This is a genomic window from Bradyrhizobium sp. WSM3983, from assembly GCF_000473045.1.
In the GTDB taxonomy this organism is placed as follows: Bacteria; Pseudomonadota; Alphaproteobacteria; order Rhizobiales; family Xanthobacteraceae; genus Bradyrhizobium.
Genome location: NZ_AXAY01000002.1, coordinates 404,626 through 416,701 on the forward strand (window position 1 = coordinate 404,626; position 12,076 = coordinate 416,701).

At 58.6% G+C, this 12,076-nt stretch carries 9 protein-coding genes; 3 read left to right on the forward strand and 6 right to left on the reverse strand.

Annotation, left to right across the window (positions count from 1 at the left end):
* Nucleotides 1-8: 8 nt before the first annotated feature.
* A complete protein-coding gene (locus YUA_RS0104845; RefSeq protein ID WP_027529658.1) occupies nucleotides 9-413 on the reverse strand; it encodes a cytochrome c family protein in 405 nt (134 codons plus the stop codon).
* A 354-nt stretch (nucleotides 414-767) separates the two neighbouring features.
* On the opposite strand from YUA_RS0104845, the gene YUA_RS0104850 reads away from it, so the two are divergent.
* Nucleotides 768-2,564 carry an NAD(P)/FAD-dependent oxidoreductase gene (locus YUA_RS0104850; RefSeq protein ID WP_027529659.1) on the forward strand — a complete coding sequence of 599 codons (1,797 nt, stop codon included), beginning with the start codon at nucleotides 768-770 and terminating at the stop codon, nucleotides 2,562-2,564.
* 212 nt (nucleotides 2,565-2,776) lie between these two features.
* Here YUA_RS0104850 and YUA_RS0104855 read toward each other — a convergent pair whose 3' ends face one another.
* Nucleotides 2,777-3,616: a universal stress protein gene (locus YUA_RS0104855; RefSeq protein ID WP_027529660.1), complete on the reverse strand. Its 840-nt coding sequence runs from the start codon at nucleotides 3,614-3,616 to the stop codon at nucleotides 2,777-2,779.
* A gap of 1,235 nt (nucleotides 3,617-4,851) precedes the next feature.
* Between YUA_RS0104855 and YUA_RS49795 the strand changes: the two genes are divergently transcribed.
* A complete protein-coding gene (locus YUA_RS49795) occupies nucleotides 4,852-5,127 on the forward strand; it encodes a hypothetical protein (RefSeq protein WP_156947055.1) in 276 nt (91 codons plus the stop codon).
* A 1,991-nt stretch (nucleotides 5,128-7,118) separates the two neighbouring features.
* Nucleotides 7,119-7,574, forward strand: coding sequence for a hypothetical protein (locus YUA_RS52505; protein ID WP_371259871.1), 456 nt, complete (start codon nucleotides 7,119-7,121; stop codon nucleotides 7,572-7,574).
* Nucleotides 7,575-9,751: 2,177 nt separating this feature from the next.
* Here YUA_RS52505 and YUA_RS0104870 read toward each other — a convergent pair.
* The 4 genes from YUA_RS0104870 to YUA_RS0104885 form a co-directional block, all read right to left on the reverse strand.
* Complete coding sequence (locus tag YUA_RS0104870) at nucleotides 9,752-9,976, reverse strand: hypothetical protein (protein ID WP_027529663.1); 225 nt, start codon at nucleotides 9,974-9,976, stop codon at nucleotides 9,752-9,754.
* A 91-nt stretch (nucleotides 9,977-10,067) separates the two neighbouring features.
* Nucleotides 10,068-10,280, reverse strand: a complete 213-nt coding sequence (locus YUA_RS47820; protein WP_084292100.1) for a hypothetical protein — start codon at nucleotides 10,278-10,280, stop codon at nucleotides 10,068-10,070.
* An 837-nt stretch (nucleotides 10,281-11,117) separates the two neighbouring features.
* On the reverse strand, nucleotides 11,118-11,267 hold the full coding sequence (locus YUA_RS50885; protein ID WP_198029372.1) for a hypothetical protein: 150 nt from the start codon (nucleotides 11,265-11,267) through the stop codon (nucleotides 11,118-11,120).
* On the reverse strand, nucleotides 11,264-11,557 hold the full coding sequence (locus tag YUA_RS0104885; RefSeq protein ID WP_027529664.1) for a hypothetical protein: 294 nt from the start codon (nucleotides 11,555-11,557) through the stop codon (nucleotides 11,264-11,266). The genes YUA_RS50885 and YUA_RS0104885 overlap by 4 nt, the downstream gene beginning before the upstream one ends.
* Between the last annotated feature and the right edge of the window lie 519 nt (nucleotides 11,558-12,076).

A 12,076-nucleotide genomic window follows, 5' to 3' on the forward strand; every position in this document is an offset into this window, starting at 1 on the left:
TCAGCATCTTATCGAGCCCCCATCGATACCAGAAAATTGACGACCCTCTTCCTATCCTCGGCAGACGTGAGACCGCCGTATGGAGTCATCTCATTCCCGGGCACGAGTTCATCTGGATTAGCTATGAAGCGCGCGAGCTTGGCTTCATCCCAGACGAAATCAGCATCTTTCATCGCCGAAGAGTAATTGTACTTTGGCAGGGACCCTGCCTTTCTTCCAATAATCTTGTACAGGTTTGGTCCCAGACGATTGTCGCCCTCCTTCGTTGAATGGCAAGTTCGACAAGCGTTGTTGAACACCTGTTGCTCTGCTCCCTGCGACAGGAGCTCTTGAGCTAGAGATGAAGATGACGACAGCATGTACATCATTGCGCTCAAGATCACTATCAGGTCGACCCAGCCAAAATGTTTCATGCAGGTTTCCTGCGAGCTATGAGGTTCGGGTGCGCAAACTTCCGTCACCTGGTTAGCGAAGTCGAGGCCGTCTTAATCCGGCTATCGTCGCTAAGTCTGCCTTGGGTCAGGAGCGCCGTTTGGGATGTCGGCCAGCCACTTCCGGTCTACCCCGATTAGCAGACCATTCAGAGCCCGCCCGGACTTCGCACCAGGGCCGCAGGCAGGAATACCTCCAGGAGCGGTAATTGACGCCATCGCGAGACAATGGCGTTGTCCGGGAAAATCGGGCCGCGCAAGTCTGGATTCGTTCGGTAGTTGGGATAAGCTTCCGACAATTGCAGAAAAATTGAAATCGACCGCCGGGAGGAGATGATGCTCGACACCACGCTTAACGCGCGCGTCCAGGTCTTTCTTGACAAATTCGAAGCGGCGCTTGCGGCAAATGATCTCGACGCCGCCGTAGCGATGTTCGCACCGGAATGCTACTGGCGCGACCTCGTTGCTTTCACCTGGAACATAAAGACCATGGAAGGTCGCGATCAGGTCCGCGAAATGCTCAGCTCCTGCCTTGCGCGCACAACGCCGCGCAACTGGAAAATCGCCGAGGGGGAAGGCGCGACCGACGCCGGCGACGTAACCGAGTGCTGGATCTCGTTCGAGACCCAGGTCGCGCGCGGCTACGGCTTGATCCGCCTCCAGAACGGCCAGATCTGGACGCTTCTGACCACGATGGTCGAACTGAAGGGTCACGAGGAAAAGGCCGGCTTCAGCCGACCGCTCGGCGCCCGGCACGGCGTGAATCCCGGCGCCAAAACCTGGAAGGAATTGCGCGACGAGGAAACCGAGCTACTCGGCGTCAAGGCCCAGCCCTATGTGCTCATCATAGGCGGCGGCCAAGGCGGCATCGCGCTCGGAGCGCGGTTGCGTCAGCTCGGCGTGCCCACCATCATCGTCGAGAAGAACGACCGTGCCGGCGATTCCTGGCGCAACCGCTACAAGTCGCTCTGCCTGCACGATCCGGTCTGGTACGATCACTTGCCATACATCGACTTCCCGAAGAACTGGCCGGTATTTTCGCCCAAGGACAAGATCGGCGACTGGCTGGAGATGTACACCAAGGTCATGGAGCTGAACTACTGGACCGGCACCACGGCCAAACGCGCCGATTGGGACCACGCCCGCAACGAGTGGACCGTCGTCGTCGAGCGCGATGACGAGGAGATCACGCTGAAGCCGAAGCAACTGGTATTTGCGACCGGTATGTCGGCCAAGCCGAGCATGCCCCAATTCAGGGGCATGGACGCTTTCAAGGGCGAGCAGCACCATTCCTCGCGCCATCCAGGTGCCGACCGCTACAAGGGCAAGAAGGTAGTCGTGATCGGTTCGAACAATTCCGCGCATGACATCTGCGCCGCGCTGTACGAGGCCGGCGTCGACGCGACCATGGTTCAGCGCTCGACCACCCATATCGTGCGCTCGGATTCGCTGATGCAATCGATAGCGGATCTCTATTCCGAGCGCGCCGTCCGCGGCGGCATGACGACGGCGAAGGCCGATCTGATTTTCGCCTCGCTGCCCTATAAAATCCTGGCTGGGTTGCAGAAGCCGGTCTACGACAAGATCCGCGAGGATGACGCCGATTTCTACGCGGGGCTGACGAAAGCCGGTTTCCGGCTCGACTTCGGCGACGACGATTCAGGGCTGTTCATGAAGTACCTGCGTCGCGGCTCGGGCTATTACATCGATGTCGGCGCCTCCCAGCTCATCATCGACGGCAAGGTCAAACTGGTCGCAGGTCAGGTCGAGGAAATCACGCCTAACGGCGTGAGGCTCGACGATGGCAAGGAACTGCCCGCCGATGTAATCGTCTACGCCACCGGCTACAGTTCGATGAACGGCTTCGTTGCCGACCTCATCAGCCGGGAAACGGCCGATAAGGTCGGCAAGGTGTGGGGGCTGGGCTCGAACACGACCAAGGACCCCGGCCCATGGGAAGGCGAGCAGCGCAATATGTGGAAGCCGACACAGCAGGAAGGCCTGTGGTTCCACGGTGGTAATCTGCATCAGTCGCGCCATTACTCGCAGTTCCTTTCCCTACAGTTGAAAGCACGCTACGAGGGGATCCCGACGCCGGTCTACGACCTGCAAACCGTCCATCACAGGGCCTAGGCTTTCATGGCACACAGATGCTCGCGGGTTGGCGTCGCCCAGCGGCTTTATGCGCGTCCGCTCCTCAAGCGATTTAATGTCTTAAGGCATTCTCCTATCAGCAATCTGACAAGGACGCCGAGAAAGGCGCGCTTCTTCCTTGGGCAAGCTGCCGGGGTAACGCGAATTCCATGCCCAGTCGCGCCGAACTACATCAGAGGGCACGCGCAGTTCTAATGAGCCATTAGGACGGGCAAATCCGCGTGTTCCATGATATAGCTAGTCGCACCGCCGAATATCATTTGCCGCAGCCTGTTGCGGGTGAAGGCCCCTTTTATCAACAGATCGCAGCCTTGTGCTCTGGCCGCGTCAAGGATCGCCTCACCAGTGTCGCGGTTTTCCAGTTCAATGCTCATTAGCTTGGCGGCAATGTCGTTGTACAGCAATTGCCGGACTATCTGATCGGCAGATGGGCCTGGTACCTCTTGTCCGCCAACCACGGTCAGCACGGTTACCCGTTCCGCCAGACGAAGCAACGGCATAGCAAATGCGTTTGCCCGAGCCTGCTCGGTACTACCGTTCCAGTGGATCACAATGTTCGTCGCGATGCTTCTCGGCGCCTCTACTGGCACCAGCAGGACGGGCCTGCCACTCTCAAACAGTGCGGATTCAATGGCGCGCCGGTGAGGGCCGACAGCATCAACGTCGGACCGCGTCATTACAATCACGTCGAAAGCGCGCCCATAACTTCCGACAAAGTCTTCACCCTCAGGCGCGGTTTCCAACCAGCCGAAGCATGGTCCGCTCGAACCTGCGGTGGCTCTGGCAATATCGTGCTTCAGCATGAACGCCTCGAACGAGCGGTGCATTTCGGCTAATTCTTCCTCGCTCTCCGTATAATACGAATCTAAAGAAAACCCGGTGGCCAATTCTGCGACCAAATATTGAGGGATGCCGAACCGGAGCGGAAAGCCTTCGAGGTAGGCGCCGGTACGTTGCGCGAGACGTGCGGCGGCCTCGAGCACGGATGCCATGATCGCAATGTTTTGGATCGGTACCAAGATCGTCTTCATTCTCAACCTCCGTGTTTCAGGTGAACACTCGCGTACAGCGTCCAGTCTCCTTTGAGACAAGGCTAACGGATTGCGACTGAGGCCGACGAATTACTCCTGATTGCGACGCAGTCCGTCATCAAAATGCCGAGCGACGTAGTCTGCATGTTAGCGCTGCCTGGCGTGCTGTTCGACAGCAGTGATAGTAGATCACGCCGTCAACGCGATGGTTCGTCCGCCCCTGCGTTTATCCGGGCAAATTTGCACGACGTTGCGTCTCGGGCAGGCCATTCCGATGGGGCAGCTTTTGGAAAACGGACCTGTCCGAGAGGACGGCTTCGCCTGAGGCTCATTTGCGCCGATGACGCCATGCCGTTGGCGATGTCTTTGTTTACTCCTAGTAGCAGACGCCAGCACGAACGCCGACGATCGGCGCTATGGGCCACGAGCAGACGGGAAAACCTGTGTTCACAGGAATGTGCACAGCGGGTCAGGAAGTAGACGTCGAGATACTCGCCTTAAGTGGTCTCGATTATTCCCTTAAGGTGCCAGTTATCCTTTCACCGGATAACGTTACAAAAGTACCAGTTTTGAGACATGCTAGGCGGGCGGCCTCACATCGTGAAGCCATGCTAGGATGGGCGCTGTTCTTCATCCGACATGAATCAGCGCGGTGAGAGCAACTTACAGCAGCCCGCTCTTGACGTTTGCTGCAATCACCCATGAAGCAGCCTTTGCCGCCGTTGATCTTCTTGTCAGTGTTGACTGCGGCTGCGTGATTGCTGGTGAAGATCAGCACCAAAACGATGAGTGCTGAAGTGGATAACTGACGTTTCATAAATCGCCTACTCCAGTTCCTGCAACTTAAGCAGGTGGAGCGCGGCGCCGCAAGCGGATCAGCTTGTCAATATTCATTCACTCCCTCAGGGATACCGCATCGACGTAATGGCATAATTTTTCCGCTCCGGGTCACAAGCGGTCGCCAACGATGCTCGGTTTACCGCTAACAACCGACGAGACTTGGGCTGAATATCGTCGCTTGGGCAAACAGCCGAACGGGCAAGCCCGCTGTTGGCGCGGATCGATTCTACGTGAAACGTTTGCATCCCGGGTTCAAGGGCTCAGAACGACGGCATCGATCAATGCCTCACTTTTGGGCGCCCGGCCTGCGAAGCTCCCTAATTCGGTCTCCCGGCTTTCGTGTTGCCGCCATAAACAGTACGCACGAATGTGTGACCGCATATGGGGAGAAAAAGATGCGAGCACGAAGAACATGGAAAGTCGTGGGGGCCGGACATCACCACTCAACAATCGAGGAACTTCAGCTGGAACTGGCGGCTCTCAACCGGTGCATAGCGGCTTTGGAAAAGGCTGCGGCCGATCCTGGCGATGTAGAAGTCGTTACTGCATATGCGCTGACGCTCGCCGAACGGATCGACGAGGTGCGCTGGTTAAATCCCGCAGAGGCGTTGGGCTGGTTGTTCGATAACGCAACTCGCAAAGCCCCTGAAGAAGTGCCGGCACCAGCCTGAGCATCTGTTTTCGTCCGTGCTCATAGCGCAGTCGGCTCGTTTCATGTCCGTCGCGCTCATCTGTCGACATCCGGCGCGGTGCGGCGCGAGTGCGCGGAGCATTCGTCGCGACACAGGTACCAAGTGTCGGGCTGATGCGCCGAACGTCCCCTCCGGCTGGTCATAAGCGGCGCTCCCGGCTGGCGTCGGGCGTGTCCGCTCCAACTCCGACAGCCGACGTGCTCGCTGCCGGACCGCAGTTCGGCTCAGGGCCATCAACGAGTCGCCAACCTACCAACGATTCAACCGGCACTTGGGCGACTGGACCCGACTCACTAGCTTTCGTCTAGCTTAGTGTCGTCACTTCATACCGGCGGCGATGGCACCGACCAAGGGCTTGGCGTACCGATCCATCCAGAGCGGAAGCAACGGAACCGGCCCTGCGAGCCGGCAGTTGCGGGACACGGCCGGCGGGGTGGCGCCCGCCGACTCTTTTCCCGATCGAGCGGCAGTTGGCCGCTCAAATGCTTGCCGCGTGGTTGATGAAGAGGGTATGCCATGCGAAACATCGCCCATCTCCTGATACGGTTCTGGGCAGGGAAGCCAACCTGCGTCCAATACCCAGATTGCGGTTATGGCTGAAAACCGAGATCGATCCAGCATGGCTGATTTTGTCCGGATCCTGCAGGCTTACGATCAAGCCCAGTAGGGCAGAAGCTAGGGGCGTCCGCGTCAGTCCGTGATACGGCTTCCGAGCAAACCAAAGCCAACACCTGAGACCGCACCGCGCCCAGTTTATATCGACCACGTCCATTCAGGGGCATTTGCGTCGATCGCGACGGCATTCCACGGCCTGTGCGACGCACAATGCGTTGCACGATCACCGATCATGGTTGGGGACCCATTCCTCCGCGGTTTCGTCCCAATGATGGGTGTCGTCGAAGTGTTTCCAGAGTGGCTGCCTTTGCTTACTTTCGCCGTTCTGTCGGTTTGCATGGGCGCGGAGTTGGACAACAAGCGCCCCAGCTATCATCACCCATTCGCGAGCTCTATATCGGGAGCTCCATTTGATTGCCGCGAGCATTGGATGCCTCCTTCAAAGTAAGAAGCCATCGCCACATTAATCCGGGCCAAGAGCACAGGGAAGTAAACTACTTCACAGGCAGTCAACATCTTCGACATAGCCCCGGGGGTGATGCCGGGAGGCGATCACTGCGCGCGACCGCGAGCAAATCATCGGCTCGCTCCTTCCGCTAAGGGTCAATCGCGTCGGTTTGCCTCTCTACCAGCCACGTCCAGTCTACCCCAAACTCCGGACGTGCCGCTGGATCGCACTAAGTGAAGCCATGGCCAGAAGCCGAACTTGGCGACCGCGCTCTTCAGCAGGTACGGGCGCGTTCAGCATGGCCCAAACTGTCGCCGAAGTTGTTTTGTCTCTGCTGGGAAAGCGCCGTACGGCAGAGCATGTCTCTTGAGAGTCTGGCCTGAGGGTTCGCATACTACCCCGAAATAGATAAGGAGTTCTCCCTAAGAGGCATAGGATCGCGTGTAGCCGAACGCGTAGCACTGGCGGTGACTTTGGAGCCGCGACATAGAAGTTCCTGATCTGTGGAACAGTATGCGCAAGAGCAAGAGTTCGCGATCTGGTGCGCGCGAGATGTCTCGGAATGCCGGGCACTATGCCGTCGCAAAGCGCCAGGCCATTTGATGGTTTTCAGCAAATTTCGCGATGGAGAAATACGATGAGCATCTTTCAGCACATTGTGAAGGCAGCGACTATGGGAGCCTTGGCGGTCCTTTTTACCGCTCCGATCGCGGCAGCGGAGCAAGGCGGGCGATACTGGGTGCCGAAGACGAGCGACGGCTCACAGCCCAGACCGTCAATGGAAAATCCGACCCAATATTCCAAACCAGCAACAACGACCCTGGCCCCGTACCCAGCGCTGATAACCACCCCAGCTCCATACTCCGGATCGATCAAGTCGAACCGAGCTCCGCATGGGCCATGGCTAGTGAAAAACTCGACGGATCGGCTCGCTGTGAAACAGGCCCACAAGCGATCCTTTCTCGCTGCGATGGCCCGGACCGTCCCCGTTTCTAAAACGCACCGTTTGATCCTGCAGGTCGACACGAATGATCCTGCCGCGATGAATCTCACGTTAAACAACGCAACGAACGTCACGCAACACTATAGGGAACTCAGGGAGAAAGTGAAGATCGAGGTGATCACGTTCGGGCCTGGGCTGCATATGCTTCGCGATGACACGTCGCCCGTGAAAGCTCGAATAGAGCAGATGGCGCTGAGCACGCCGGAGGTATCATTCAAGGCATGCGGCAACACCCAAGAAAAAATGCAACAAGCCGAGCACAAGGACATACCGATTGTTTCTCAGGCCCAGGTTGTAAAATCAGGCGTGGTGCGCGTCATGGAACTGCAGGAGACGGGTTGGACCTACGTAAAACCGTGACCCGCTACTTCCGGTCTGCCTCAGGTGAACAGTCACGTTCAGGGTCGCCATCTGTGCAGTTCCGTCCAGCAAGCGCGCAGGACACGAAGCGTCGCATGTTCGGTTGGGTCAGAAGACGTCATCGAACCTAAGCCGACGCGACGTCTGCTACGGGTGTGCGCCGTGACAAGGCGGCGCTTTCCAGTGGGTGCAAGCCCCATCCGGCAAACGCTCCAGCCGGAAGCAATCGGAGCAGTCATGGAGGTAACGAAGTGGTTGAAGCCTTCGATTAGCGTGTCACGCATTGGTGACAGCGCGGCCGTAACGCGAGTGAACGCCGAGCAAGCCTCGAAAAGGACGATGCGCAGGCCGACCCGACGACCCTTTCGGGGAAGGCTGACACGGCTGGAGGAAGTGAGCGAAGCAGTACCTCCAGTCGCTGCGCCGGGGTAGTGGCGACAGCATGTACACAAGGAAAGCGTACGCAACACGGGAGGCCCCACGACGTGGTCAGGGATGACCAACCGGACGCCCACGTTCCCGGTCCGTGACGACCAGTCCGTTTCACACCGTCCGGCCGGTCGTCGACGCGCAAGGTCTCGACCGAGAGCAGCTCGCGTTCGGTGCCGGGTCCGACGATTGCCTTCGTGATACTGCGCGGGCGGACCAGCGTGCTGGCGATCGATCCTTGCGGCCGGCCGGGATGACGACAAACGACCTCAGAACAGCTTCGCCGGTGACGCACAGCCGACGGCCCAGTTGGGAGGGGAGCTAGAGACCCGGGCCGCTCGGCGGCGAGCAAGCACGCACCAACTCTCGTTCGGAATCCCAAGTTCTTATTTCAGAAGGAGTAAGCGACCTCAGCTTCGGCAGGGTGATGAGCTGAGGCCGCCTAGCGCTTCGGATCGGAGGCGAAACCAACCGACGCCGGGCGAAGGTAGGCTGCTGCAAAATCTTCAGATGTCCACTTGAGCACACTACGTCTTGGTTGTTCGCGCGCGTGCTCTACATCTCGTCAATGCTTAGTCTCAAGCTGCCGAATTTCGATAGGCTTCGGTATTTCGCCGGAGGTGTGTCCAGCGCAGCTTGAACTTATACTGCCACGCTCTGAGTGAGCGTTGGGATGACGAGCCACCGGAAGAAGAAAAATCCGCCCATCCTCATTTGCTACGAATGCAGGCGTCCTATGGATTATCTTGCGACACTGCCGGAGATTGCAAAGCTACCAGCAGTGCATGCCTACAGGTGCTTGCCATGCCGCAGGGTTGATACGATCGATCTGAAGTGAGGCCCCGCGCTCACGCCACCGGAGTAGGCTTCGAGCCCGTTGCTCGATCACGGCGCGCTTTTCTTTTGGCTCTTGCGGGCCCGGTAACCTGGGTCCGTTTGGGGCGCTGGCTATGTTGTCCGCTCGATTTGTTCGGAAGGAGAAATCTCGCGGCCCAACGCTGTTCAAACCTTCGCTCGATTTCCAGAGGAATGGCTGACATCAACAGGTCTCCGCGGCACACCCCTCCGGATGTCTTAACGCAGACGGTGCTCACAAGTTGCCTTCTGAAGAGTGCCCGCTGGTTCACGCTGGCGGGACTCATGCTACATCAACCTCAAGCGACCGGTGCCCGCCGGTCTATATCTCTGCTAACTCCCGCCGCCGGCTCACGAGGTCGGCGGCAATTTCTTTGGTCCACGGATCAACAAATGCGAAGGCCGCAGCGACTGAGCTCGCTGCGGCCCGAGTAATTTAATGCACGTCAGCGTGCTTAGGGAGAGCGCTACCGGGGCTGGCTGGCAGGCGCTTTAACCCTAAGCACCAAAGTGTGCATACCAGATTTTCCCGGACGGCTACGATGCTGACCCATTTTAGAATTGGATATTGGGAGCTACCCAATGCCAGCAGGCATTGAATCGATCGTTTCCGCTTGTGTGCGTTCGAAGAACCGGCAAGCCCTGAAGAATATGCGCGAGCTCCGGTGCCAGTTGCTCAAACCGTTACAGTCCACATCGGGCATCAACGCGGCTCGGTCTCGAGATTCTATCCTTGAGGACCTCCGAGTGATCGAGGGGGGACTGGAGCAGCTTTGATCGCCACAGCCCGGCTGAGCCAGTGAGGAGCGATCATTTTAAGACATGAAGGTCGGAACGTTCATTCGGCCCGGCGCGTTACGCGTTGTTAAGGGACACACCGGGAGGCGCCGGTGTCAGATGTCGAGTATCATCTCAGGCAGGCAGAGGCCGCCGCCCGGCTGGCTCTTGTAGAGCCCGATCCGGCGATGGCGATAACCCTCCATGTCCAAGCACCGGAGCAGTACGAGAAGGCCGAAAAGGCAGAGAGCAATGCGGCTCTTGCCTGTCGTCCCTTTTTCGCCAACGACAATAATCGCACCGCAAATGGATAAGGCCGCCTCGTCGGCGGCGTCTTTCACTAGTCATCCGCATGGTGTGGAGGTCCGATCCTAAAGCAGAACCTGCGGCCAACCTTACCCGCTTCGCAACGCCGAGCGAGTTTCTGCTTTGCTAGCCGTCTCGGCAACGAACGCCAAAGTTGTCGCATGTAAGCGCAAAAGCCTCTTTCGCCCCGACATCTTCAAAACAGAAGCGTGTGCCGACTTCGGCGCGATCAGTCCACCAGTTGATCTGCTTTCCTTTTGCGATGCGCGAAGCTTCTCCCCGGAGCAGGTCCAGTTGTCTTCCTGCTGCATGGACGATCAGGCAATGTTCGTTGGGCATTGAATTCGACCCCTAAAACGTAATTCGATAAATACGAAGGCCGCAGCTGGGGGCAGCTGCGGCCCGCGCATTGGTCAAAAATAACCGGGTGAAAAAGATCTAAGTGAAATATGCAAGCCAGCCCCGGCAAAGAGATCGTATCGGGACATCGCTGGATTTCAATATAATTTAGTTCACATTTCACGAACTGCTTAACGTGCAATTCAACGTGCATACGGTTCCAATATTTTGGTGAGGGAAGGCCCGCCGGGGCTGGCTTAATTGGCGGGCCTTCGACCCAAGCACAAGGCCGCGGATGTCCCCGAGGCCCCCGTCCCACACGAGACCGTGGACTCAATTGCTTACGAAAGTCTGACGTGACGCCGGAGCATATCCGACCGCCATAAGCACGGTTGGGCCAGCGACAAGCGGGTCGACGGTTCACGCTGGCGGGCTTCTTCTCACAGCGGGATTACCTCGGCGGGTGCAAATCGCCTTGAAGCCAGCGGCCAAGGGACTTGGAATGCATCGGATCTTCGTAGGCGGCACGGATCGTAAGTACGTCATTGCAGAGAGCGCACTGAAACCTGTGCAAGTCCACGCCTGAGCGCTCTGCCTCGATGCTGACGAGCGTCATCGAGGCGTTGCACCTTGGACAGACGGGGCGCTGGAATGTGTTCGGTGGAATGGCAGGCGACGGGCGTTGAGGTTGGGCCATGATGCCTCCCTACGCATGGGCGGGAGCGCAAAACTCTCGGTCACCGGCAAATGCCAGAATACGGAAACGGTGATGCCATAAGTATGCGCCTCATTGACCTAAAGCGCGAGTCAATTTGGGCTTGGTTCACGATGGCGCGCCTAATCTTCAATCACGTCGTACTCGAAGGCGACCCCCTCAGGGTCGTTTTCCTCAAACCACTTTTCCGCGGCGTCGACCGTGGAGAAGACCTTGATGTGGTCGACGTCGCCGACCTGCTTGGCGGTGTTCACGTACACGAAAACGGTCATTGATCCCTCTTGAGCTTGCGCCGGCCCCAATGCGGCTCCTTTCCCCTTGGGGTGAACTCCGGCACGTAGTGGCGGTTCAATGCCCGCAAGATGCCGATACGGGCAAACATCGTCGGGCCGCCGCCTTCCGCTACCAGGAGCAGCGCTTCCATGGCGGCTTGCCACTCCGGCGCGTTGTGCTCCTTCTTCGGCAGGGCGGCGATATACTCGCCGGCATCAAGCAGCGTGGCCAGCTTCGGGCCGGCAATGTCAATCGGCTCGTCGAAAGGCCGCCCCCAGCCTACGGTCATTGTCGGGCAGGGCTCCTCGTCATCGGCCCGGACGCTATTCCTATCCGGAACAATACTGCCAACGTTGGGGAAACGTACAGACCGGCGCTTTGAGCTGTGAGCAAGGTCGGAGCTGCCTGATCCTCCCCAAAGGTCCAAGCACCCCAAACGGGCCCGGCCACCCACACCCAGAACCCAGGCCGGGGCCGTCTTTGCCCGCTATCGATAGCCCATCGCGGCTGTTGGCGGCTTACCCCCATGGAAGGGGCCTGACCTCGGCGCCGCGGCGGCCACAAGCCTGACAGATGAAGCGCGGCTCGATGTCGGATAGCCGGATATCGTCCGGCCAGCGATCAGCGTCCAGAGCAATGTGGTGGCCGCAACGATGCGCGCAATAGACCAGGACGCCGCGCAGGCCCATCTCGCGCATCTCGCCGAATGTGAGTCAAATTGTCGATTGCTGGTGGCTCGGGGGGACGCGCGAGCCACTGTGCGTCGTGGGTGTGGAGAACTAGAGCCGCCGGCCTTCGCCGGTGCGAG

What these genes read in the sequence shown, in the direction of transcription:
- YUA_RS50885 (WP_198029372.1), bottom strand. Translation starts at nt 11,267, where the DNA reads ATGACCGTTTTCGTGTACGTGAACACCGCCAAGCAGGTCGGCGACGTC.
- YUA_RS49795 (WP_156947055.1), top strand. Translation starts at nt 4,852, where the DNA reads ATGCGAGCACGAAGAACATGGAAAGTCGTGGGGGCCGGACATCACCAC.
- YUA_RS47820 (WP_084292100.1), bottom strand. Translation starts at nt 10,280, where the DNA reads ATGCCCAACGAACATTGCCTGATCGTCCATGCAGCAGGAAGACAACTG.
- YUA_RS0104850 (WP_027529659.1), top strand. Translation starts at nt 768, where the DNA reads ATGCTCGACACCACGCTTAACGCGCGCGTCCAGGTCTTTCTTGACAAA.
- YUA_RS0104885 (WP_027529664.1), bottom strand. Translation starts at nt 11,557, where the DNA reads ATGACCGTAGGCTGGGGGCGGCCTTTCGACGAGCCGATTGACATTGCC.
- YUA_RS0104845 (WP_027529658.1), bottom strand. Translation starts at nt 413, where the DNA reads ATGAAACATTTTGGCTGGGTCGACCTGATAGTGATCTTGAGCGCAATG.
- YUA_RS0104855 (WP_027529660.1), bottom strand. Translation starts at nt 3,616, where the DNA reads ATGAAGACGATCTTGGTACCGATCCAAAACATTGCGATCATGGCATCC.